This is a genomic window from Treponema succinifaciens DSM 2489, assembly GCF_000195275.1.
In the GTDB taxonomy this organism is placed as follows: Bacteria; Spirochaetota; Spirochaetia; order Treponematales; family Treponemataceae; genus Treponema_D; species Treponema_D succinifaciens.
On the sequence record NC_015385.1, the window covers coordinates 326,928 to 351,387 of the forward strand.

Here is a 24,460-nt window from a genome sequence, read left to right on the forward strand (position 1 = left end):
AGCACGGAAAATGATAGGTAACACTTTAATAGACAATTCAGAAAATCTAAAGCTTGCAGATACAATAAAAGAAATTTTAAAAAATCCAAAAATCAATCATATTGACATTGCCACGGGCTATTGGGATATTCCGGGAACTGCCGTTCTTGCATATGAGCTCAATGCCTTTTTGGCAAGAGATAATACTAAGCTCCGGCTTTTAATAGGCAAAGACCCATATCTTTTTGCGCAGTACAACAAGAATCCGAAATACAAAGATATAAAGAACTGGCCGGAAGAATTTATCCGCACAGACATAAACGAAATTGAAGTAAAACCTGAATATGAAAACGCAGTTTCGTTCCTTTTAAAATATCTCGGCAAAACAGACAAAATAGAGATTCATATCTTCAAAAAAAATGAAAATGAAGAAAAGCAGTTTTTACATTCAAAGTGCTATATTTTTTACGGAAAAGGAATTTCATACGGAATCATAGGAAGCAGCAATTTTACAGAGAAAGGCTTAAAAGAAAACTCAGAATTGAATTATCTTGAAACACTTTCTCAAATCATTACCGCAGAACCAAACGGTATAAATGTCTCAAAAGGACATATTTTCTGGTTCAATGAAAAGTGGGCTTTATCGGAGGACTGGTCGAAGGAATTTCTTGAGCAGATTCTCCGTCCTTCATCAATCGCAAAGAAAGTGCTGGATGACAAAAAACAAAAAAACACAGCAATTTTAAATTATACGGTGCTTTCTCCTTACGAAACCTACATAAAATTTCTTATCGACCAGTTTGATGAAATAATCAGCTTTAATGGAAAAATCACACCCGATGACTATATGCCGAAGGATCCGAATTTCAAGCGTCTTACCTATCAGGCGGAGGCTGTAAACCAGGGATTTTCAATAATGAAGCAGCACCACGGCTTTATTCTTGCAGATGTTGTAGGTCTTGGAAAAACATTTACAGCTCTTATGGTGGCAAAACGACACCTGCTTGAGACAGGCCTTAAGAATCCAGTTCTTATTATTACTCCGCCAGCAATCAAGCAAAGCTGGATAGATTCAATCGAATATTTTGACAAAGGTGAAGTTTCAGAAAAAAAGATTCATCCTTTTATAACTCTTACAACTCTTACAACAATCGGCTGCATTGATGATGTCAATGAAACAGGCGAATATATCGCCGAAAATGATTTTGATTCCGCATTTAAGAAAGAAGAATACGGAATGATAATTGTAGACGAAAGCCACCGCTTTAGAAATGACAGCACAATAATGTACCAGAAGCTAGATGACCTTATCGGCTCAATAAATCCGCAGCCATACATTGTGCTTCTTTCCGCAACACCGCAGAACAACGAGCCTTACGATTTGAGAAATCAGATTTATTTATTTCAGCGTGAGCACAACCGCTCCACTTTGCAGAATCTCGGAAAATTCGGAAACAAATTGGAAAACTATTTTGCAGAAAAACACAATAACTACAAGGAATATATAAAGAAAGAAAAGACTGTTGACGGCAAAAAAATTCCTAAAACAAAAGAAGAGCTGGCACATGACAAGGCTGCTCTTATTGCAGACAGCGAGGACATCAGAAAAAGAATAGTAGAGCCTCTTGTAATACGCCGCACAAGAACAGACATCGAACGTTTTTATCAGGAAGACATGAAAAATCAGAGATTAAGTTTTCCTAAAATTCAAAAACCGGTAGCAATTCCTTACGAAATGAACGGAGAACTTGGAAATCTTTTCAATAACACAATAAATATAATCGCGCCTCAGGTAAGCCATGTTGATTCAGACGAGAATGGTGAGCCAGTTCTTGACTTTGGAGCAACGGCTGGAGAAGACGGGCTTGGCTATTACCGCTACAGAGCGATTGAATTTCTAAAATCAGAAGAAAACCGCAGACGGCACGAAATAAACAACCTGAGCGTTACAGGAACTTCCCAGCGTCTTGCGCAGATTATGGAACTGCTTTTGGTAAAGCGTCTTGAAAGCTCGCAGGCGGCTTTTAAGGAATCCCTGCACAACCTGCACCGCTACACAGAAAATATGATAAAAATGTGGAATGCAGACAGGATTTTTATTTGCCCTGACCTAAATGTAAACAAAGAGCTAAACGATGAGAATATCTCGAAAAATGGAACTTTTGAGCAGACACTCTGTGTTTTGGCTGAAAAAGCAAAGAAGGCGAACAAGAAAAATTCAGGCGACGGAAACGAAGGTCCAAATCAGGAATACAAACGGGCAGATTTTTTTGACAGTTATATAGAGAATCTGAACAATGATTTGCGCCTTATTGACGAGCTTTGCACAAAATGGGACGTTCAGACTTCAGATCCAAAAATGAGCACCTTTATATTTGAAACCGCAAGGCAATTTCTTGATCCGAAAAGGAACAAGAATAACAAGCTTATCATTTTTACAGAATGTATCGCAACCCAAAAAGCTCTTGTGCAAAAGCTGAACGAAATGCCTATTCCAAACTGCAATGTACTTTCTATCACTGCAAAAAACCGTGATGATATGAAAGAAATAATCGCCGCAAACTTTGACGCAAACTATAAAGGGACAAAAAAAGACGATTATCAGATTCTTATCACCACCGATGTCCTTGCGGAAGGCGTAAACCTGCACCGCTCAAATTCAATTTTGAACTACGACTCTCCTTGGAACGCAACCCGGCTTATGCAGCGTTTAGGAAGAATCAACCGAATCGGCACGGATGCAAAGAAAATATGGAACTACAATTTTTATCCGTCAACTTTGGGTGATAGCCAGATAAACCTAAAAAACAGAACTTATGTAAAACTTCAGGCATTTCACGAGCTTTTTGGAGAGGACAGCCAGATTTATTCAAGCGAAGAGGAAGTTAAGCATTTTGACAAAATAGTCCGCGATGAAGCTCAGGATTCAGAGACACCTATAATGCCGTTTATCGCAGAACTGAGAGAATTCAAGAAAAACAATGAAAGCAATTATGTAAAACTTTCTTCCATTGGCAACACTATAGTCTCAACAACACAATCGGAAAACAAGAAAGCATTTTCTGAGCTTAAAGAGACAGATAAAAACAGCAAAGCATTACGTTCCACACTTTATATCTCAAATGAAGACGGAAGTGCGACAAAAGTCAGCCAGCTGGAATTTTTTGAAACATTGAAACCGCTTTCAACTCTTAAAGAAACAGAAACAGACATCACACTTATAGAAAAATACAGAAAGTCAGTCATTAACTGCTATGCCGCAGACAAGCAGAATGCAGAGCTTTCCATGAAAAGCAAACTCCGAAAAGGTGACAAGGAAATTTCAGCTGCAATCAAGAAAATAAAATCACTTTATAATTTTGGTTTGCCTGAAATCTATGAAGAAAAACTTGATGAAATTTCAAATTCAATAAGAGACAAAAATTTCAGCCTGATAAACAAACTTCTGGAAATGACTTTTAAGAATGAAGGACTTGGAACGATTCAGATAGAAGCCGATATTGATTATCTGCACAAATATACATATGCTCATTCTTCAGAATCCGAAGCAAACATTGCAATTGAATTTATAGTTAAATAATTTGGGGAAAATATTATGGAAAACTTGAGGGCATTATTTGAAAATGAATATCCAGGAAAAAAAGTTTTATTTGAAAGCCTTATAAAACAGATTTTTGTAAAAGCAAATGACACAACTCTAACAGATGAACAGGAACTTTCTGATTCAGACAAAAAGCAGATAAAGTCATTCAGTATTATCGCACAAGTCAGAGGCAGTTTTCCAATAACATTTGCAGATGTTGAGCTGCAGGACAACGTTGCATTAAAAAGAAGCAGAGTTAATATCCAGAACTGTGTCCGCAAGGTTATGGAAAACGATTCAAATGCGCTCATCTTTTTTCATTTTACGGACAATGCAAAAGAATGGCGTGTAAGCTATGTAAACAAAGCCGACTCCTTAAAAAACAGCACAAGCGCAAAACGCTACACATATCTTTGCGGACCGGAACATTCCTGCAGAACTATCGCAGAAAGATTTTCTACACTTGAAGGTCTTTCAACAATCAAAGATGAGAATATGCTTGAAGCGTTCGCTGTTGCCCCATTGAGCGATGATTTCTTTAACGAATACCGTAAGCACTATGCTGACCTTGTTGAATACATAAGCGGAAAGCGTTTTATAAAAAAGGGCGGAAAATTTGTAGAAGAAAAGACAAAGAAGGCTGCCTCAGAATTTTCAAATGCTTTTAACGGAGACGACAAAACTGTCCGCGATTTTGTAAAAAAGATGATGGGACGGCTTGCGTTCCTTCAGTTTTTGCAGAAAAAAGGATGGCTCGGAGTTCCAAAAAACGCAAAATGGGGAACCGGCGACAAGAACTTTATCTACAATCTTTTTACGAATGCGGATGACTCTGTAAAAAATGATTTTCTTGAGCAGGCACTTGAGCCTCTGTTCTTTAAAAGCCTGAACTGCGACCGCGGAGAAGAAGCAATTGCGCCAAAAGCTGTATGCAATATCTACAGAAGCGAAATCAGGATTCCGTATCTGAACGGCGGACTTTTTGAGGAAGATGAGCTTGACAAGAAAAGGGTTAAATTTAAGAAAGAACATTTTGAATCTATTTTTGAATTCTTCAATCAGTACAACTTCACAATCGACGAGACTGACCCGGACGATGTTGAAATCGGCGTAGATCCGGAAATGCTTGGCAAGATTTTTGAAAATCTTCTGGAAGACAACAAGGACAAAGGAGCGTTCTATACCCCTAAAGAAATCGTCCAGTATATGTGCCGCGAAAGTTTAATCGCATATCTGGAAACAGAAACTGTCAAACATGATGAAACAGCCTCAAAAGACAAGATAAGGAATTTTGTTCTGAATCATGAAGCCTCATCATTCTCGGAAAAAGAAAAGGCGGATATTCTTAAAGCCTTGATTGACGTTAAAATCTGCGATCCGGCTGTAGGAAGCGGAGCATTTCCTATGGGAATGTTGAACGAGCTTTTGCCATGCGTTCAGATTCTTACCGGAGAAGCAAAAACAAGAGTTGAGCTTAAAAAGCACATCGTAAAAAACAACATTTACGGCGTAGACATTGAAAAAGGCGCAGTTGACATTGCACGCCTGCGTTTCTGGCTTGCGATTATTGTTGACGAAGAAGAGCCGCTACCATTGCCGAACCTTGACTACAAGATTATGCAGGGAAACAGCCTGCTTGAAAGCTTTGAAGGCGAAGACCTAAGCAATATGACAAAGCAGGAATCAGGAAACCTTTTTGACAACGGAGAAACAATTGCAAAACTAACACAAGCAATAAACGGATTCTATATTCCTCACGACCATGTGGCAAAAGCAAAAATCCGCGCACAGATAAAGGAAAATATAATTCAGCTTTTAAAGGAACGCCAGCTCCCACCAAAAGTAATAGAAGACTTGTCAAAACTTGACCTGCACGAAAACAGCCAGTTTTTCCTGTGGCACACTTGGTTCCACGATGTTTTCAACCGACCCTCTAACTGCAACAACAGGAACGGCTTTGACATTGTGATTGGTAACCCGCCGTATAAAATTATTTCAAAAGATGATTCTAAAAAATCTATTTATGATAAAAACTTTATTGTTGCTCATGGAGGGAAAAGAAATTTATACCATCTGTTTTTTGAACAAGGTATTAATCTGCTGCATGACAATTCTATATTGTCTTATATCACACCAGATACGTACTTTTCAGGAAATGACACGGAGTCTCTGAGGGAATTTTTTGTAAAGAATTGCGAAATAAAGAGTATTGTTCATTACACAGAAAAAGATAAGGTTTTTGAGAATGTAACACAGGCGGTTGCTGTATGTATAATGAAAAAAAATATTTCAAAAAATTGCATTTTCCATATTTTTGAAAAAGATTCATATAATCAAATTTCTTATTCTGCTCTGAATAAAGAAAACAAGTTTATTTTTAAAAGTGCAAATATCATAATTACTAAAATGAAAAAATGCAAAAACACTTTTGATGATATTTGTGAAGCTTATAAAGGGGATGTTAATCTTGGATTGAAAAAAAATTTTTTTACTAATAAAAAATCAAAAAATACATTACCACTTATTCGTGGAGTTCAAATTTCAAAATACATTTGGTCTCCAGGAAGTGAATATTGTTCTTTGACAGCTTTATCCAAAAACCACACTGATAAGGAAAGAATTGTCTTTCAAGAAGTTGCAAACATGGGGCTTAAGCAAAGAACAAAAGGAACTATTTTGAAAAATATTATTGCAGGTGATTCCTGTAATGTTCTTTTTTCTACAAATGAAAATTTTCCAAACAAATACATACTTGCTATCTTAAATAGCAAAGCAATAAATTATTACTTTAAATATTTTAATCAGACAAATCATGTCCCAATTGGAGAAGTTAGAAAGTTTCCAATCCCCTCCGCAACTCCAATCCAGCAGCAACAAATCATCGCATTGGTAGACAAAATCCTTGCGGCAAAGAAAGATTGCCGTGTCGAGCACGGCAGTGACAGTGAACTTGCTGACACAAGCACATTGGAAATGCAAATTGACGCACTAGTTTACAAACTATACGGCTTAACGGATGAGGAAATAAAAATCATAGAACAAACCTAAAATCGCAAAAATGGGAAATGCTTTGAATTATTTCAGTTTGTCTTTGTATTCGAACAGAAACAAGGGAAAAGAATTTAAAATTGCAACTTCTCTTTTCGGTGCAATGTACTTTTCAAGCTGGTTCTTGAAAATTTTATCTTGTGATATGTCTTCTTCATTTTCAGGAAAATCATTTTTGTCTGTGCAGATAAAATTTGCTTTTTGAACGTTCATCTTCAGGAGGAGTTCCCAGTTCTGTCTGATCTTCTCAATCCGTTCTTTTTCCTCAGGAATCTTTAGAGACAAGGTTTTAAGGTTTATTCTAAAAGTAATAAAATCAAGATTCTTATAAAAAGATTCTGAATTCGCTTTTTCTTTAAATTTTTTGCCCAAATTTATTTGAGTTGTATAGCTAAAATAGTCGTTGTCCGGAAGAGGATTTTTGACATAACGAATAGACTCTACCATAGGATAATTGATAAATAGTTTTCCATAGTCAGAAGACTCATCATTAAAGAAATCAAGCATTTTCTGAATCTGAGAATCTGAAATATTCTGATCTTTATTGTTGTGGCTGTCATAATCAAAAAAAAGATAAATTTGCGAGAAGTCAGAACGCCGGCGGATTTCTTTCAATGGATTATCTTTGTCTGCAACAAGCTTGTTTTTAAGGATTGAAACAATGTCTTCAGGCTCATCTGTCTCGTTCATCCTCTTGTATAAGTCATAGATATTGTTTTTGTAAGAGCAAATTCTTATTTGTTTGTTTTTGGAAAAATACAGATATTCCAAGGTTTTAAAAAGAGTTGGTTCCCTGTTTTCGCCTTCAAACACAAACAATATCATAAGTCAAACGCACCGCCACGATAAAGTTTTTCAATGTTATGACCTTCCCTAAGCTCCTTGTCAGTTGCATTGCAAAGTGAAGTGATTTTATTATCCTTTAAGACGAAATTACAATCTGGACGAAGCAGATCATTTGTCATTAAAAATGTATTGTGGGAAGACACAAAAAGCTGGCAATTTTTTTTGAACAGTTCATCACAGACATCGAAGGAAAGTTTAAAGTGATAGAAAGCATCAAATTCATCAATAAATACAAAACTTGCATTCTCCAAATGCTTAAACCAAAAGAATAAAAGCGTTAGCGCATTGGTGCCTGTTGAAGCTATTGTATTGAAAATTTGAGGAAAGCCTTTTATATAGACACGAAGCAGTTTTTCGCCTTGTACAGGCTTTACAAATTCAAAATGCTGGCCGCTTACTTTCTCCAAAAATGCTGAAAATTCTTTTATGTAATTATGTCTGATAATATACTCATCAAGAATATATATTCCGGTTTCAAGTCCAATAAATTCTTTTTCCTCAAGACTTCTGAACCAAAGCATGGAGTTTACAAAATCCTGAAGCTTTATCAGACAGTTTGATTCATCAAGCGGGTACGTGGTTATCAAGAAATTTATTATAGAAACATTGTTCGCATTATGGGCAAGATTATTCCGAATATTTTTTTCCATAGGGAAGATAGAATCGTCAATTTCAATTGTTCCGATTCTTTTTTCAAAAACCAATTTTGAATCAACTGTCAGTTTCTCTTCTCTTAAAACAGCTCGTGAATCCTTTGAGTAAACGTACTCAACAATCTGACCGTTAAAATTAAATGTATATTCAAATGTTACAAGTTTTGACTGGGCACCTGCAAAAGCATAGTTAAGAAGATAATTAGGATTTTTGAATTTTTGGGTAAGATGATAGACAATATCAAAAATTGCAAGTCCGAAATTGCTTTTTCCGCAGCCGTTCGGACCGTAAATAATACCATTTTTGATTATTCCGTTTTTGACTGCGAAAGAATTAAAAGCGTAGTCTCTTGGTTGTGTCAAATCCAGTTCTATCCGTTTTTCAAAACCGCGAAAATTGGTTACTGCAAATTTTGCTAACATATCATGCTCCAAAATAGGATAATATATTATCGGTTAAAATCTCCTAAAGTTCAATATATGCCGTAATTTTTTTACGGAATAAAAACTATTTTGTTCCCAATAAGGTAAACAGCATAGAGAATTTTCGATTTTTATGTTATATTCACTAAAGGAATATTTTCTGCTGTATGTCAAAATAATGATTGGAATGACTTGGAAGACGGATTCCAGATGAAATGCACCGATTTTGAAAAATGAGAAAGAAGTTTTCTAACTAACTGCTATTACTGAAAAATTTAAATTAACAAAAAAATAAATTACAGTAACCATGGAAGAGCAACTGGTGGCAATGACAATCTTGATAATCCATCAAGAACTTGTTGTCTTACAATAGGCCAAAGTGTATTTCTTATTTGCTTGTCTTTAAAAGTTTTCCGAATTTCTTCCATAGACCAGTATCTCTCAAATTCATCTTTATTTTTTATTGAAAGCATAACAATAAAAATTGATTTATTTGAAAAGATGACTTTGTTATCATAAACAAAAGCTATTTCAAACATAGGTAGCATTGAAAACTTGTCATCTATAAATGTATAAGGTTTTTCTGGGTAAGACATTTTCCAGTTTATTTGAATATCGGTGTTTTCTTGAGGAAAACTATCAAATCTTTCAAAAGAAATGCTTGTAGGCTGAATATAATCAATGGAAATGGATTTTATAAAGTTCTGAAAGTCTTCATTATTCATCATGCAACTCCTATAGAAAACTCTCTGTTTATATCTGTAGAAGAAGGAATTGTACCTTCTTCTACTTCATGCGCATCCGCATATATTTCAAAACTAGTTTTACTCATTTCTGCTTTTACCATATCTGATACAATTTGGACAACAGAAGAGCCAACAATATAAGTTTTATTTTCTATAACTTCTCTTTCTGTAGATGAAAGATGTTGGTAAAGATTCTCTAATCCTCCCCAACGTTTGCAATCTTTATACACTTGTGAAGATTCTATATGTTCTCGCTGAATAGCACCTATTTTGGTTTTATTTTTTTCATACATTTCAAAAAAAATAAGAGGGTTTTCTGCAAGTTGCAAAAGAAGTCGATTAGATGAATTTGGAACAGATTTATTCTGTTCATAAGAATTAATAGTTAATTCTCCCATGCCAAGAATAAGACTAAAAGCTTTTTGACTGGCGTTATATTTTTCGCGAATTTTAATTATTTTGTCAGAAGTTATAGAATTATATTGCAAATCATAGGCTTCTCTAGCCGCAAGAAGGTTCTTTCCCATTTGCTCTTTAGTGTCAAAAAGATTATGGCATTCAGTACATTCATAATGAACGGCTTCATACGAGACTTTTTTACCTTTTATTTCAATAGTTTCATTCCGCTTTACTTCTTTTACATCACGGATTGTTTCGCAGTATGGACAAGAATGTTTAATCATAGTCACCTTCCTCATGAAAAGATATTACAGCTCCAAAATCGCCATTTTTATCAGTCCAAATCTTTAGTTTTATATAAATTCTGGTTTTCTCGTACGGATACAAGAACATCATTATATCGCCTGCTTCTCCATTTCTGTCAGCTTTTGGTCCATCATAATAATTTGACGAATCAAGTTTACGGAGATATTCAAATACATCACTCTCATCCATATCCTCTTCAAGCAAAAATCTCATTGTTTTTTGATTTCTTGGATCAAAAACAACTTTATTTTGTTCGAGAAGAGGCTTCAATCTTTGTATAAATAATTGAGCGGCAATGATATTGTTCAAAACACATCCCTAAAATTTATCGGTATTACATAATACCAATATAACAGTTTTTTGCATGTAAGACAAGAATATAATTATTTATTTTTACTAACAATTGCCTTATATGTTATTAATTTCATAGAGTTTATAAACAAGTTCATCGATTTTTTCTTCTGGCACGGTTGTGTCTACGGAAGAATCCCGTTTTTTCATTGCAAGGATTTTGTCTACCAATGCGATAATTTGTTGTTGCCGGGCAGGAGTTGCGACGGGGATGGGAATGTTTCTTATATGTTCAGGGTAAATGTGGTAGTCGCCGCCACGAAGATTTGTGAGCAAAACTGAAGCGTATTTTGAATTCATTATTCCAAGCAGATATTTTAAGTCTACGGTTTCAGAAAGTTTTTCCATTTTCGAGCGTGAATATTTTGAGAATTTTTTTATGCTTGAAGCAATGCTTTTGTTTTCTATGCCTTTTAAAGATTTCCAAAGAACACAAGCAATCAACGAATGATTGTGAATCAATTTTTTATCATCAAAAGTACCTGTCAAATCTCCCAAAACATTAAACATAATTTTATTGTGATTATATAATTCATCAAAAGTTGCTCGAGTAAATTTTTCAGGGCTTCTTTCAGTTCCGTATTCAAGATAACGAATTCTATTGATTTTGTATTTTTCAATATCCTTTGCTTCAATATATTTTCTGCGAGGAATATTATCCTTCACATTGCTTATCAAATCCTCTTTTTTGAATTCACCTTTCGCAGTTTTCTCATCAGAATTAGGACGCAAACCATAGCTTACATAGCAAAAATCGCCTAGAACATTAAAATCGGAATATTTGTTTGCCTCGCGTTTTTGCTGAGTTACATTCCAGACCTGAGTTTTTTCGTCTTGGACAAATGCCGAAAAAGGCTGTTCAAAACTTTTTCTTATTTCAAGATTTTCGTTTATATGAGAAATCCAAGTTTTATCTTTTGGCGCAGACTTTTTTATAAAAGGAATGCAATTTGAAACTGTTGCGTTGTCAAATATTTTTGTTCCGTTCAAGTCCACGAGTTCAAACATATTGTTTTCTTTGACAATCATTTTTCTTAAAATTTTTGCATAAAGCTGGTTTGTCAGCGGAAACGGCACAATCATTGTTGTTATTCCATTTTGGCAATTTAAATTAAGCCCAAGTTCTATGAAAGGAATATACAAATCCCATTTTTGGTAAAGCGATTTATAGTTATTGCTTTTAATTATTTTCTCACGCTGCTCTGCAAGAAATTTATTTGCAAGCTGAGTGGGCGCACTTATATACGGCGGGTTACCAATCACAATGTCAAAGCCGTTCCTGCCGTTGCAGTTAGAGGGTCGGTTCTTTTCTGCGCTTTAAATATCGATAAAGTGTTGTGCGGTCAACTTTCAACTCTTTTGCAAGCTGTGTTTTTGTGCATCCTTCAGAAATCCGCTGTTTTATATATTCATCTTTTCCTGTAAGTTTTGTGTATGAATTTCGCGAACCTTTTATTCTGCCAATATGGACACCCTCCGCTTTCTTCAGTCTCAACGCTTCCTTAGTTCTCTGGCTAATCAAGTTGCGCTCAATTTCCGCACTCAGAGCGAAGGCAAATGCCAGCACTTTGCTTTGAATGTCATCGCCAAGACGGTAGTTGTCTTTTATTGTCCAAACATTGCAGTCTTTTTTCATGCAGATTGAAAGAATTTCCATAATCATGAACAAGCTTCGTCCAAGCCTGCTAAGCTCCGCACAGATTATCAGATCGCCGCTCTGAACATGATTCAGCAGGTCTCCGAGTTTTCGCTTGTCATAGTTTTTTGTTCCGCTGATTGTCTCTTCTATCCAGCCGTCAATCTCAAGATTTTCTTTTTTGCAGAAATTGCAGATTTCAAAACGCTGATTTTCAACCGTCTGCTTGTCCGTGCTTACGCGGATATATCCATAAGTCATTTTGTACCTCTGCGGATATTTTAAATGAAAGCTATAATCTGTACCCGATTACATTTATGAAATTGTGAAAAAAGGCGCAACGTTTCGTAAAATCTCAGGCAATCAGCACCCTTGTAAAGTTTTTCAAAAGCACGTCAGTTCCACTGCATTTCCGTTTTCTTTTATCAGTTTAATCAAGTCGGAGGTTTTGAGCCATACGGTCGCGGTGTTTTCGTTCGGGTGGATTCCAATGAGTTCAGGTTACTGTAATCAGAAAATATTCGCGCTTCTTGTCGTCGCGCACAAAAAGATTTTTCGCGTCACATTCCGGGTGAGGCAACACGACATCGCAGATTTCGTCCATGCTGAAAACCGCCTTGTGCCCGGTGATTTCGTATTCAATGTTTTTCGCGTTCAAAAAGTCGTAGGTTTCTTGTTTCGTCATGGTTTGAAAAGTATATCAGGATTTTTGGGAATTTGCATTTTCAAAACAGACAGCCGTGAAAAAATTTTGCTATTGTCTATTTGATATTTTTGTTCAGGCAGCCCCAAACGAGCCGCCATTTTTTCTTACTCTTTTATTAAATCAAAACCGCTTGCTGTTCCGTTTTCGCACTGGACATTCAAGGACATGAGTTTGTATTTTGAATCCTTAAAATCAGTTTTGACCTGCTTCCATTTCTCGACTGTGCCTTTATATGTGATTGTCTCAAGTGCCGTGCAGCCGTCGAAAGCATCACCATGTATACAAACAATGCTTGTGGGAATCTCTACGTATTCAAGAGATGTACAGTCTTTAAATGTAATTATCTTATATTCACCTGAACTGTTTAAAATGATTACGGTTTTAAGGTTCTTGCATCCTTCAAACATCAAGTCAGGAATCAAGATAATTGGATTGTTTTTATCCGGCGACTCAATTGCCGGGATTACGATGCCAATAAGATTTTCACAGTCCGCAAACTTACACCTTTGCCAGTCATAAAAATCTATTGCTGTTCCGCCAAGGTCAAGATAGACTTTTGCACCGTTTGAATTGCCTTTGATTGCCGCTATTACGCCGTTCAGCTTTTCTTTTGTCATTTGACCTGTAACCGCAATCTTGTGCTCGCCGGTTGGAAGACTGTTTATTGCGTTGACTGCATTTTCCGCCGCAACCGTCCACTTTGCGTAGAGCATAATGTTGCCGGTTGAGCCTTTTGTAATTTCATTTTTTTTGCTTGAATCCGAAAATTCGCTGTCTGTATACCAGCCGCCGAAGTCAAAATATTGTCTTGACGGAGCAAGGAGAGTTATCGTTTCCGTTCCGGAAGTGTAGCCTGCCGGATTTCCATCCGCATTTGTTCCGCCGTTCGGTTCGTAGGTGATTGTGTAAGTGATTGCAGTCCATTTTGCGTAAAGTGTAGTGTTGCCAGTTACGGTGATTTTTGCCTTATCGGAGTATGAAACATTTCCATCGGCATATGTCGCCCAGCCTGCAAAACTATATCCAGTTTTTGTGAATGTGTTTTCCGGAAGTGTAAATTCGCTTCCTTCTTCCACGGAAATGCTTGCGATTGTGCCGTTTCCGCCGTTCGCGTCAAAAATTACGGTGTAAGTTGTTTTTGGCGTTGAAGGAGTTTCCGGGATTTGAGGTTGCTGTGGCTTAGTTGGATTTTATGGATTTTGTGGTTGCGTGGGATTTTCCGGATTTGAAGGTGCTGCCTTTTTCTCCTTCCACTGCGCATGGAGCGTTGTGTCTGCATTGAATATGAATTCCGCACTGTCTGCGTATGATGTGCCGCTTCCGTCTGCCACAGTATTCCAGTTCAAGAACTCAAAGCCTGTTCTGGAAAACTTTACGGCAGGAAGATTTATTTTCTCATTTTCCTCTTTTGTTATGCTCTCCATTTCGCCTGTTCCGCCGTTTGCGCTGAACGAGAGCTTGTATTCTATAGTTTTGCTGTCATCTCCGGTCATACAGCCGGTGAGCAGCAAAAGCGCTGCCACTAATGTTGTGAATAGTCTGGGTGTGAGGGGGGGGTAGTAAAGAAGTTGATTTTCATTGCTTTCTCCATCTGCCGTTCGATTTTTGAACGGTTTCTTATCAGATTTGTATTGTCTTATTATTATACAGCATGAAGAGGAAAATATCACGGCAAATTAAGAAAAAACTAGGAAATTTTGCAGGAGCATGAAAAAATCACTTTTTACACATTTGTTTAATCCTGTCTGCCAGGTAAAGCGGAACATTTATCATATCTTCCTGTTCTTTGTATTCCAATGCCGAGAATCTTATCGCACAGTCAGGATTTTCTTCCCTTCGGTAGCGCTTGAAACTGGCAGAAGGCACATTTCCGCCAGCCTTGCATTCAACAGGAATTATCTGCGTTTCATTTTGTAAAAGAAAATCCACTTCGTAATTTCTGGAAGGAGAATAATAGTGAGGAGCAACATCGAACTGTCCTCTTAACTGCTGAAGACAATAGTTTTCTGTCAACGCTCCCTTAAACTGAAAATCTGAATTCAGTATTATTGCCTCATTGCTTACACCTGCGGCGCATTTTGCAAGTCCAACATCAAAATAGAACAGCTTAAAACTGGAAAAATCTTCAAAAACGTTTAAAGGATGTTCAGGTTTTGTAACATCATAGATGCGTATGACAATTCCCGCGCTGACAAGCCATTCGATTGCCTCTTCAAATTCACGTGCCCTTGCTCCAGATTTGACGCAGCCATAAACAAATTTTTCATTTTCTTTAGAAAGCTGTGAAATAATGCTTCGCATTACCAGAAGTATGCGGCCGGCATTTACCTTTCCGTTGTATTTGGAAATATCATTTTCATAGAGAGCCAATAACTCATTTTGTATTTGCAAAACGACTCCGGAATTTTTTTCTGTCATCCAGGAGCATACACAATCTGGCATTCCGCCGACAATCAAATAATTTCTGTATTGTTCTATCAATCTGTCATGCTGAATTTTCAATATTTCCGCCGGAGGAGTTTCTTCAATATAGTTAAACAGCACAGGTTCCACAGCATTCAGAAATTCTTCAAAATCCATAGGATATATATCAAGAAGATTCACTTTTCCAACAGGATAAGACATTGGTTTTGCAAGAAGAGTTCCTAAAAGACTTCCTGCGGCAACAATATGATATTCGTTTGCTTCCTCATTGAAATACTTAAGAGAATTCAGAGCTTCTGGACACTCCTGCACTTCATCAAAGATAATCAAATCTTCTTCAGGAAGAATTTTATCGCCTCTAATTGTGCCGAGAATCTCTATAATTCTATGCGGCTCTTTATTTACCTTAAAAATTTCATGGAGGCTTTCTTCCTTGTCAAAAGAAAAATAGAAAGTCTTCTTATACTTGCGCCTGCCGAATTCTTTCATAAGCCAGGTTTTACCAACCTGACGGGCGCCTTTTAAAACAAGCGGTTTTCTATGAGAAGAGTTTTTCCACTCCTCCATTTTCTGCAATGCTTTGCGTTCCATACTTTGTAATTAGCATAGCAGATTATACACATTTTTACACTGTTTTTTTTCATATTTTTACACATTTTTGCATATTATAACGTACGGTTTTTACACATTATTGCAAGTTTTTTTGAACAAAATTACATGTTTTGCACATTTTTCACCTGAAAATTTTAAATCTTGCGGCAAAAGCATAGCAAACCGAAATTTTTTCTTGACAATTCTTTTTCATCCCGTTAATATGCAACCGTGTTGCAAAAGTCTTACCACACTAAAACTTCGGATTTGATTTCTCAGTTTGTTCAGGAAAGAACGGAAAGCGGATTTTCTGCGATGGAGCTGCTTGCCTTTCTTTCTGAGCGCGGGGAAAGTGTGAACAAGACGACTGTTTACCGCAACCTTGACAAGCTTGTTGAAAGCGGGCGGCTCATAAAACGCAAGTCGGCTGTTTCTGACGGTTTTGTTTACCAGACGGCGGAAAAAGACGGACAGTGCTATGGGCACATTCACTTTCAGTGCGAAAAATGCGGCGCGATGATTCATCTTTCGGACAGGCTTACGGCGGACTACCTGAAGTCGGTTTCTGAAAATTTCGGCTTCAAGGTTGATTTTTCTTTGTCATCATTGAACGGGCTTTGCGAAAAATGCAGGACTTTTGAATGAACTCAAGAATGGATTCAAAATTGAACAGGCTGCGCGCGGTTTTAGCGGCGGTCTTCATTGCATTTACAGTTTTCTCAGTGTTTTTTGCGGCTGCTGAAGCCGGACATGACTGCTCAGGCGACGACTGTCCAATCTGCTTTGTGATTCAACTTGCCGAGCAGAACGTAAAGCTTTTGAGCCTTGCCCTTTGCGCCGCCGGCGTTTCTCTTGCCCGGCACTGTTTTGCCTCGAAAATTTCCTTTAAAAATTCATATCAGACTTCTTTCAATAATTCTTTAATCTCCCTAAAGACACGTCTTAACAACTGAAAATTCTCTTTTCATCTTTATGTGGCAGGGATTTTGTATTCGCAATGCTGCGAATGTCCTTGCACTGCGCGCTAGGGATTGTAGGGGCGGCGGAGCCGTTGCGGAACTAAGCAACGCGAAGTGTAGCAATGGAGGTAGCACGAAGTGCGTACGGAACCCCGAAAAGCCCGGTCTGCCTTTAGGCAGAAGCGCCCGTATTCAAAAAGAGAAAAAATCGCGTCTGTCAAATCTCTGGAAGACTTGGGATGCGAACTTTTTACAATTTTTTACAAACTGGAGTAAATATGAAAAGAAATAAATTCATCATCGCCGCATTGTGCGCTTTTACATTGTGTTTTTATGTTTCCGCAAAGACGGACAAAAATATCTCATCAAAAAAATCAATCGTCTGCACGACTTTTCCGCAGTACGACTGGTGTCGCGAGATTCTTGGAGACAAGGCGAAAGACTTTGACCTTACGCTTCTGCTTGACAAGGGGACTGACCTTCATTCGTTCCAGCCGAGTTTTTCCGACATCGCGAAAATTTCCGCAAGCGATATGTTCATCTACGTTGGCGGCGAGAGCGACGGCTGGGTTAACGGAGTTCTAAAGGAAGCGAAGAACAAGAACCTTGTTCCAGTCAATATGATGGAAGTTCTTGGAGAGCGCGTAAAGGAAGAGGAAGTTGTGGAAGGAATGCAGGAAACCGAGCATGCTCATGACCACGGCGAAGAAGGACATCACCACGACCACAGCAAGGAAGTTTCAACTTTTGACGACAGCGAGGTTAAAAGCAGGAATCTTTCTGACTGGGCAGGCGAATGGCAGTCGGCTTATCCGCTTGTTCTTGACGGAACTTTGGACGAGGCTTTTGAGGAAAAGGCAGAATCCGGAAAAATGACCGCCGCAGAATACAAGGCTTACTATCAGAAAGGCTATAAAACTGACATCGCGAAAATCAGCATAAAGAAAGACAAAATTGAATTCACTTATGCTGACGGAAGAAAAGCAAGCTCAAAATACAAAAATATCGGATTTTACATCCAGAACTGGTCAACAGGAACAAAGGCCGCGATGTACCGCTTTGTCGCAAAAAACAAGAAGTCAGGCGCGCCGCTTTTCATTGAATTCAACGACCACATGATTGAGCCTGCGACTGCGGAGCATTTCCACATCAGAATGAGCAACGAGAGCTTTGACGCGATTGTTGATCCTGAAAATTCTTTCCCTACATTCTTTCCTGCAAGCATGAGCGGCGAGGAAATCTCTGAGCATTTGGCAGGACACGGACACAGCCACGATGAGGACGAAGATGGACACGGACATGACCACGAGCATGACGAAGTTGAATACGACGAGCACGTCTGGCTTTCTGTCAAGAATGCTGCCGTTTTGACAAATGCGATTGCTTCCCAGATTGAAAAGCTTGACCCAAAAAACGCTTCTGTTTACGCGGCAAATGCAAAAAACTATGTTGAAAAACTCAACACTCTGGACAAAAAGTATTCTGAAACCGTAACGTCCTCAAAGTTCAAGACAATTCTTTTTGGCGACAGATTCCCGTTCTGCTATCTTGCTGACGACTACGGCCTGAAATATTATGCGGCTTTTGTCGGCTGCAGCGCGGAAAGCGAGGCGAGCTTTGAGACTGTGATTTTTCTTGCGAAGAAAATTGACGAGCTTGGGCTTGGAAGCGTTCTTACAATCGAGAATTCAAACGGAAAAATCGCGCGCAATGTAATTGAAAACACATCAAAAAAGAACCAGAAGATTCTGAAGATGGACTCATTGCAGTCAGTGAACCAGAATGACATCAAAGGTGGAAAAAACTATATTGGCACAATGACAGAAAACCTTTCCGTTCTGAAAGAGGCTTTGAACTAGTTTCAGCTTATTTTAGCTTAGGGATAAGGGGCTATAAAAAATCGCTTGCAGTGGTAATTGAGTTCGTCCGGTCATTGAGTCTGTCGAAATGACCGCTGCAACTTTATGTGTTGGTTTTGGAAAATTAGACCGTCGCTACTTTGTCTTTGAATTTTTTGTCTAAAAAATGAGGTTTATTATGAATAAAAAAACACTTTTGGAGATTTTTGCGGTCGCCGGGATTTTTTGTCTTGCAGGCTGCGAAAAAAAAGCTTATGCACAGTCTTCAAACCAGGTTGCAAAAATTCCATCTGCGGAAGAAGAAAAGTTCAGTAGAGTTTTTCAGAAAATGTCTGCCAGAGCAAAAGAAGCTATTTGTGTTACAGAAGAAAATAAGACGGAATTTATAAAAGATCTTTATGCGATTCTTGAGGAGGAAAAAACATTCCGCCCAGATGACAAAAGCCTTTTCTTTTTAATTGACAAAAAGCACACCGTGTCTTCTTCTTATGCGCCAAAAGACTTAGTTTCTTTGAAAAAAAACAGCCTTTTTGACTTGAACAAAGCTGGAATGAAAATCCGCCCGGAAGCTTATTCTGCTTTAAATGAAATGGCGCAGGCCGCATTAAATGATGGAATAAGACTGTTGGTAAGCTCTGCCTACCGTTCTTATTCTTATCAGGAAAATCTTTTTAACTACTGGGTAAGTGTTGACGGACTTGAAGAGGCTGAACGTGAAAGCGCGCGCCCCGGAACAAGCCAGCATCAGCTTGGAACAGCAGTTGACTTTGGCTCGATTTCTGATGACTTTGACAAAACCCAGATGGGACAATGGATCTATAAAAATGCCGCTGATTACGGCTGGTCTCTTTCGTTTCCAAAAGGCTATGAAGATGTTACCGGCTACCGCTGGGAATGCTGGCACTTCCGCTACATAGGAAAAAACGCCTGCCTTTTTCAGCAGAAGTGGTTCGGCGGAATCCAGCAGTTCATGCTTGAATTTATAGACTGCTGGAAAAACTGCTGAGGAGGAAAAAATGGCGTACATTTCTTGCGGGAATCTTGTTGTCGGGTATGACGGAAAGGCAGTTTTGCCACCGGTGAGTTTTGATGTGGAAAAAGGAAGCTACGTTTGCATTCTTGGCGAAAACGGCAGCGGAAAAACGACTCTCATGCGAACTCTTGTTGGAGTTCAGAAAAAAATCAGCGGAGAGATTTTGTTCGGAGACGGGCTTTGCAAAAACGAGACCGGCTACCTTCCTCAGAAACTTTCGGTGGACGCGGATTTTCCGGCTTCAGTGCGCGAGATTGTGCTTTCTGGAACGCTCGGGCAGTTTAAGAACAGGCCTTTTTACGGAAAGGCGCAGAAAATGATTGCGGAAGAGCAGATGGAAAAGGTGGGAATCTCTTCTCTTTCACGCAGGCGTTTTACGGAGCTTTCGGGCGGACAGCAGCAGCGGACTCTTCTTGCGCGAGCCTTGTGCGCCGCAAAAAAGCTTATTTTTCTTGACGAGCCAGTTTCCGCGCTTGACCCGGCGGCAGCAAAGGAATTCTACGCCATCTTGGAAAAACTCAACAATGAAGGGCTTTCCGTTGTAATGGTGAGCCACGATTTGGACTGCCTTGATTATGCATCGCATATCCTTTCGTTCAGAGGCGGAAAAGTTCAGTTTGAAAGCCGCGCGGATTTTTGCAAAGACACATCGTCTGGCAAATCTGATGAAAAACGCAACTAAAAAACCGGAAATACTGGAGACTTCGATGGAAATTCTTGAAAAACTTTCTTATTATCTTTCATTTTCGTTTGTGAGATACGCGCTGATTGTCGGCATTCTGGTTTCTCTGTGCGCGTCGCTTCTGGGAACGGTTCTTGTTCTGCGCCGCTACTCGCTGATTGGAGACGGACTTTCGCACGCAGCGTTCGGAGCGTATGCGGTTGCCGTTACGATAAAGCTTGTGAGCGACAGTTTTTTTACAATTCCGGTTACGGTTCTTTGCGCGGTCTTTCTTTTGTGCATGGACAAAAAAAGAAAAGTACAGTCAGACTCCCTGATTGCGATGATTTCCGTGGGCGCGCTTGCGTTCGGTTATCTTGTGATGAACGTCTTTTCAACTTCGGCGAATGTCTCGGGCGATGTCTGCACAACGCTTTTCGGCTCAACCTCGATTCTCACTCTCACAAAAGGCAAGGTCGCAGTCTCGGTCCTCATTTCCTGCGTTACGATTGCCGCATTCATTTTTTTTCTACAACAGGATTTTTTCCGCGACTTTTGACCCGGACTTTTTACGCACGGAAGACAGATTCGCAGGCATTTACGACATTCTAGTCGCCGTAATCACAGCCGTTGTGATTGTGCTTGCGATGAATCTTGTAGGCTCTCTTCTGATAACAGCGATTTTTGTTTTTCCGCCTTTAAGCGCAATGCGCGTTATGAAAAGCTTCAAGTCCACGGTGATTTATTCCGCCGCGCTTGGAGCGTTCTCGTCGTTCTTGGGAATTATGATTTCGATTGTTCTTTCAACACCGGTTGGAGCCACAATCGTGATAATCGATATAATGATTTTCGCGCTGCATTGCGTTGCCGGGAGATTTTTATGAAAAAGGAAATTGTTCAGATTTCAGCCTCGATTTTGATTTTGCTTGCAGTTTCATCATGCTCTGAAAAAAGCTCCTACAGCGCAGGCGGAGTTCCGAAACAGAACAAAGTTGCAAATATAATAGAAGAAAAAATCAAGGAAGAAGAATCATCAGAAATAAAACCGTCGGATTCAGCCCGGCAAGAAGAAACTGGAAATTCTGAAAACTATGAATCCGGCGAAAATTTTGGCAGTGGCACGGAAAATGATTCCCCGCAAAAAACTGAGAGCGCGACGCAAGATTCATCTTCAAATTCCGATAATTACGACTTTTACGGAAACAGCTTTGAAGAAATCTCCGCGCCTAAAACTGACGTTGACCTTGACCTTTCAAAAATGAACGCTGACTTTGCTTATGCCTTTATTTTCCAGATTGTTGTAGAGCCTGAAAAATACGAGGGAAAGACAGTGCGCATGAGCGGAACTTACGATGCATATTACGACAACGCTCCTTACGGACGGCACGACTACTGCATAATCACCGATGTTCTTGCGTGCTGCGCCCAGGGACTTGAATTTGAAAGCGCAAAAGTTTCAGGCATTGAGCCGGGGCAGAAAATCACAGTCAGCGGCAAACTCAAGCTGTGCGACGCGGTCTCGCCCGACGGAATGGAATACAAGACAATGCGGATTGCGGAAGCGGCGGTTTTCTCGTAGAAATCAAAGAATGTCTGTTTCTTGAATAAAAGCACAAATACTGTATATATAATCTTGAAGAAATGTACAAAATGGCATATATACAATTAAGGAAACGCACATTTTTTGACACAACATAATTATATTCGGGGATGTAATTAGCTTGAAATTCGAGTTTTAAATAAGTCGAGGGCTGAAAAAGTTTTGATAGAAGGTCAGGCCGGAGTTTAGCATGTAAGCAACTATGCTATAGAAAAAATGGCGGAACATTCCTGGAATACTTCTAGCCTTGTGGTATTCAAGTTGAAAATTGTTTTTCAAGGTTCCCCAGTCGGATTCAATGATGTTCCTGTGTTTTATATGGTGGCATTCAATACGGCTCATCAGCCTTTTCATGTTTTTTCTTGGAGCGGCCACAAACTTAACACCTTTTTCTTCCATGCGGCTCAAAGCATCTTTCTTCTGCAGATAGCCGGCGTCAGCAAACACAGTGCCTTTCACGCATTCCGCCAGTTTTTCTGCGATTTTGCAGTCTGTGATGGTTGCATAGCTGAAAATTATGTTTTCCAGCCCTCCCTGCTCATTGCAGATTCCGCTCATCTTCAGTCCGTACCACCAGCCCTTTGTTGACTTACTTCTTTTCGCTATTGTTTTTGCCACCTTGTGCGAGTAAATCTTATGGTTAAGGCAGACTGTTATCGGTGTCGAATCCATATAATGTATTTGCGAGCCTTTTTTCCTGTTCAGATCCTTGTGGCCCACAAGCTCCTTTATCATTTTATGATAGCTCTTGAGAGCCCCGATCTTGAAGTGGAATCTGTAAATATTCAGGGCGACAATCTGCTCGAGGCTCAATCTCCTTTTAGGGCCGCGCTTTCCGTTGAATTTTGAAAGCAGAAGTTCATACATAAGATTTCCTGTCCGGCTCTTGAAGAACATATGTGTTAAATTGTAAATTTCTTCATACATAGGCGTAGACTCCTTTTGATTTTTTTTGTGGTGATTAAAATTTTAAGGGTTCACGCTTTTTTTGTAAATTCTCAACTAAACTCGAAATTTAGGCTAATTAGCTTGAAATTCGAGTTTTGAAAAGAACAGGTATGAACCAATTTGAATTAATTGGAATGATATAAGAATCATCCAACTTGAAAATTTCTTTAATAATGTTATGAAGAGTGTTTGTATCTAACATGGTTTCTAACTCCATTTATTATGAGCATATAAAGGTTCATACCAGAGATTTAATTTCTGTAATGAGTTGCTTAGAACCTTCATAAAATAAAAGCTTCTTTCATTTTTGAAAGGAAGAACAATATTCTCAGTATTTATTGCTGTTAGGAAAACAATAAAAGCCTGTATGTCATAATCTGCAATTTCATTACCTGAAACATCTTTCAGATAAGCTTCAACTTTTTTATATTGTGAAAGAACATCTGTCTTATAAACTTTCAACATGCTTGTAACCGCAGGTTCAAGATCTGTAATGTATTGCTTATCTTTTAATGCTGAATATTCATATTCGATGATTTCATATTTTTTGAAGATATTAATTATTGCCTCTATATGCTCAATTAATATTTCTTCATATTTATTTGGAATAGTTTCACCCTGGAAAACGTTCGCATAAACAGCTACTGCGATTGCATAGTCTGTTTTTAAGTTTTTTCCATGTGTTACAATTCTGATTTTTAACGGAATATTCTTATCCAGCAATAAGAAAAACAATCTTGTATTTTCATCTTCTTCTGTAAATCCGCTTTTACGAAAATCAACCTTGCACCAGTCTGGAGAATCCAGAATTGTAATGTAATGTCGTGAAATCAATTCATCAAATTTTTCATACAATGTCACTGGATTCTCCTTTTGGTAAAGATTCCGGCTAATGAAATATCATCGCCGCTTCCTTGTTCTGAAAGTTTTGGCATAAACTCTTTTAATTCATTCGACGTTTTTTCTGAATCAATTACAATGTTGTCATTGATATTCAGCAAAAACGAAGGAAGCTTTTCTGAATCAAAAGAATCTGCAAGACCATCGCTCATAACTGCAATTCCGTTTATCTTTTCAAAACCATAAGCAAAACGGAATTCATTTGGCGCATCTTTATTGCAAAGTGAAGTCGTAACACCAAAGCCTAATTTTTCGTTTTCAAGTTGTGCAGGAAATTCAACAGAATTATCTTTTTTAATAACAGCACATTTACCGTCACCGATTTGGATTGAAAACCAGAAATTAAGATATTCAATGTAGACTGCAGCAAGTAAGGTTGAGCCATATAAAGTTGATATATCATCTTCCTGTAAAGGTAGAGTGATATTCAGAGATTCCAATAGTTCTGTTTCTTCTTTGGATAATGAATTTTCAGAGTAATGTTTGATTACAGCTTCTTTCCATTTTAAGGAAGTCTTTATACAGATTAACTTTAGATTCTTTTCTATAAGGCTCCGCTTTTTCTTGCCAACATCCCAAAGGATTTCTTTTAAGACTCCATTGATTGAATCAACTGCACAATGAACAGCAATCTCGGCACCTTTGCCACTACGGATATATTTGTCTCCACCGTGACCGTCTGCAACAAGTGCATAAGCATAAGATCTTAATCTGTCACTTGTTACTGCTGCAAAATCTTGAAGCGGCTTATTCTGCTTAATGTGAGCTGTACCTATACAGCGCCCGGCTAATGTTATAAGCATAAGCAA

At 38.5% G+C, this 24,460-nt stretch carries 23 protein-coding genes and 1 pseudogene; 10 read left to right on the forward strand and 14 right to left on the reverse strand.

Features of this window, described 5'->3' with window-relative positions:
- The first annotated feature begins 10 nt into the window (after positions 1–10).
- Both TRESU_RS01545 and TRESU_RS01550 read left to right on the forward strand, forming a co-directional pair.
- The gene (locus tag TRESU_RS01545) at positions 11–3,559 is read left to right on the forward strand and encodes a helicase-related protein (protein ID WP_013700571.1); all 3,549 of its coding nucleotides are present in this window, start codon (positions 11–13) and stop codon (positions 3,557–3,559) included.
- Positions 3,560–3,574: 15 nt separating this feature from the next.
- On the forward strand, positions 3,575–6,610 hold the full coding sequence (locus tag TRESU_RS01550) for an Eco57I restriction-modification methylase domain-containing protein (RefSeq protein WP_013700572.1): 3,036 nt from the start codon (positions 3,575–3,577) through the stop codon (positions 6,608–6,610).
- A 27-nt stretch (positions 6,611–6,637) separates the two neighbouring features.
- Here TRESU_RS01550 and TRESU_RS01555 read toward each other — a convergent pair whose 3' ends face one another.
- The 11 genes and pseudogenes from TRESU_RS01555 to TRESU_RS01605 all read right to left on the reverse strand — a co-directional run bounded on the left by TRESU_RS01555 (position 6,638) and on the right by TRESU_RS01605 (position 15,691).
- Positions 6,638–7,300, reverse strand: coding sequence for a hypothetical protein (locus TRESU_RS01555; RefSeq protein WP_245535688.1), 663 nt, complete (start codon positions 7,298–7,300; stop codon positions 6,638–6,640).
- A 131-nt stretch (positions 7,301–7,431) separates the two neighbouring features.
- The gene (locus TRESU_RS01560; protein ID WP_013700574.1) at positions 7,432–8,532 is read right to left on the reverse strand and encodes an AAA family ATPase; all 1,101 of its coding nucleotides are present in this window, start codon (positions 8,530–8,532) and stop codon (positions 7,432–7,434) included.
- 296 nt (positions 8,533–8,828) lie between these two features.
- Entirely contained in the window at positions 8,829–9,257 is a 429-nt protein-coding gene (locus TRESU_RS01565) for a hypothetical protein (RefSeq protein ID WP_013700575.1), read from the reverse strand.
- Positions 9,257–9,961: a type II TA system antitoxin MqsA family protein gene (locus TRESU_RS01570; protein ID WP_013700576.1), complete on the reverse strand. Its 705-nt coding sequence runs from the start codon at positions 9,959–9,961 to the stop codon at positions 9,257–9,259. Before TRESU_RS01570 ends, TRESU_RS01565 begins: the two co-directional genes overlap by 1 nt.
- Positions 9,954–10,292, reverse strand: coding sequence for a hypothetical protein (locus tag TRESU_RS01575; protein WP_013700577.1), 339 nt, complete (start codon positions 10,290–10,292; stop codon positions 9,954–9,956). Before TRESU_RS01575 ends, TRESU_RS01570 begins: the two co-directional genes overlap by 8 nt.
- A gap of 99 nt (positions 10,293–10,391) precedes the next feature.
- Positions 10,392–11,609: pseudogene (locus TRESU_RS15890) on the reverse strand (Eco57I restriction-modification methylase domain-containing protein); the annotation flags it as partial.
- Positions 11,610–11,625: 16 nt separating this feature from the next.
- Positions 11,626–12,231 (reverse strand): master DNA invertase Mpi family serine-type recombinase, encoded by a 606-nt coding sequence (locus tag TRESU_RS01585; protein WP_013700579.1) that lies wholly within the window; start codon positions 12,229–12,231, stop codon positions 11,626–11,628.
- A 235-nt stretch (positions 12,232–12,466) separates the two neighbouring features.
- Positions 12,467–12,655: a YbaK/EbsC family protein gene (locus tag TRESU_RS15345; RefSeq protein WP_041611880.1), complete on the reverse strand. Its 189-nt coding sequence runs from the start codon at positions 12,653–12,655 to the stop codon at positions 12,467–12,469.
- 125 nt (positions 12,656–12,780) lie between these two features.
- A complete protein-coding gene (locus tag TRESU_RS13980) occupies positions 12,781–13,839 on the reverse strand; it encodes an InlB B-repeat-containing protein (protein ID WP_342612609.1) in 1,059 nt (352 codons plus the stop codon).
- A gap of 27 nt (positions 13,840–13,866) precedes the next feature.
- The gene (locus TRESU_RS01600) at positions 13,867–14,199 is read right to left on the reverse strand and encodes an InlB B-repeat-containing protein (RefSeq protein WP_148228233.1); all 333 of its coding nucleotides are present in this window, start codon (positions 14,197–14,199) and stop codon (positions 13,867–13,869) included.
- A 193-nt stretch (positions 14,200–14,392) separates the two neighbouring features.
- The gene (locus TRESU_RS01605; RefSeq protein WP_013700582.1) at positions 14,393–15,691 is read right to left on the reverse strand and encodes an ATP-binding protein; all 1,299 of its coding nucleotides are present in this window, start codon (positions 15,689–15,691) and stop codon (positions 14,393–14,395) included.
- A gap of 231 nt (positions 15,692–15,922) precedes the next feature.
- Here TRESU_RS01605 and TRESU_RS01610 point away from each other — a divergent pair, with 231 nt between their 5' ends.
- The 8 genes from TRESU_RS01610 (at position 15,923) to TRESU_RS13985 (ending at position 21,782) form a co-directional block, all read left to right on the forward strand.
- Positions 15,923–16,336: a Fur family transcriptional regulator gene (locus TRESU_RS01610; RefSeq protein ID WP_013700583.1), complete on the forward strand. Its 414-nt coding sequence runs from the start codon at positions 15,923–15,925 to the stop codon at positions 16,334–16,336.
- The gene (locus tag TRESU_RS01615) at positions 16,333–16,644 is read left to right on the forward strand and encodes a hypothetical protein (RefSeq protein WP_013700584.1); all 312 of its coding nucleotides are present in this window, start codon (positions 16,333–16,335) and stop codon (positions 16,642–16,644) included. The genes TRESU_RS01610 and TRESU_RS01615 overlap by 4 nt, the downstream gene beginning before the upstream one ends.
- Positions 16,645–16,928: 284 nt before the next feature.
- A complete protein-coding gene (locus TRESU_RS01625) occupies positions 16,929–18,509 on the forward strand; it encodes a metal ABC transporter solute-binding protein, Zn/Mn family (RefSeq protein WP_013700585.1) in 1,581 nt (526 codons plus the stop codon).
- 178 nt (positions 18,510–18,687) lie between these two features.
- Entirely contained in the window at positions 18,688–19,515 is an 828-nt protein-coding gene (locus TRESU_RS01630; protein WP_013700586.1) for a M15 family metallopeptidase, read from the forward strand.
- A 10-nt stretch (positions 19,516–19,525) separates the two neighbouring features.
- On the forward strand, positions 19,526–20,224 hold the full coding sequence (locus TRESU_RS01635; RefSeq protein ID WP_013700587.1) for a metal ABC transporter ATP-binding protein: 699 nt from the start codon (positions 19,526–19,528) through the stop codon (positions 20,222–20,224).
- A gap of 25 nt (positions 20,225–20,249) precedes the next feature.
- Entirely contained in the window at positions 20,250–20,762 is a 513-nt protein-coding gene (locus TRESU_RS15775) for a metal ABC transporter permease (RefSeq protein WP_281054709.1), read from the forward strand.
- Positions 20,713–21,087, forward strand: coding sequence for a metal ABC transporter permease (locus TRESU_RS15780; RefSeq protein ID WP_281054710.1), 375 nt, complete (start codon positions 20,713–20,715; stop codon positions 21,085–21,087). The genes TRESU_RS15775 and TRESU_RS15780 overlap by 50 nt, the downstream gene beginning before the upstream one ends.
- On the forward strand, positions 21,084–21,782 hold the full coding sequence (locus tag TRESU_RS13985) for a hypothetical protein (protein ID WP_013700588.1): 699 nt from the start codon (positions 21,084–21,086) through the stop codon (positions 21,780–21,782). Before TRESU_RS15780 ends, TRESU_RS13985 begins: the two co-directional genes overlap by 4 nt.
- 156 nt (positions 21,783–21,938) lie before the next feature.
- Here TRESU_RS13985 and TRESU_RS01650 read toward each other — a convergent pair whose 3' ends face one another.
- The 3 genes from TRESU_RS01650 to TRESU_RS01660 form a co-directional block, all read right to left on the reverse strand.
- On the reverse strand, positions 21,939–22,730 hold the full coding sequence (locus tag TRESU_RS01650; RefSeq protein WP_013700589.1) for an IS982 family transposase: 792 nt from the start codon (positions 22,728–22,730) through the stop codon (positions 21,939–21,941).
- 228 nt (positions 22,731–22,958) lie between these two features.
- A complete protein-coding gene (locus tag TRESU_RS01655) occupies positions 22,959–23,612 on the reverse strand; it encodes a hypothetical protein (RefSeq protein ID WP_013700591.1) in 654 nt (217 codons plus the stop codon).
- Positions 23,609–24,454: a protein phosphatase 2C domain-containing protein gene (locus TRESU_RS01660; protein WP_013700592.1), complete on the reverse strand. Its 846-nt coding sequence runs from the start codon at positions 24,452–24,454 to the stop codon at positions 23,609–23,611. The genes TRESU_RS01655 and TRESU_RS01660 overlap by 4 nt, the downstream gene beginning before the upstream one ends.
- Positions 24,455–24,460: the final 6 nt, after the last annotated feature.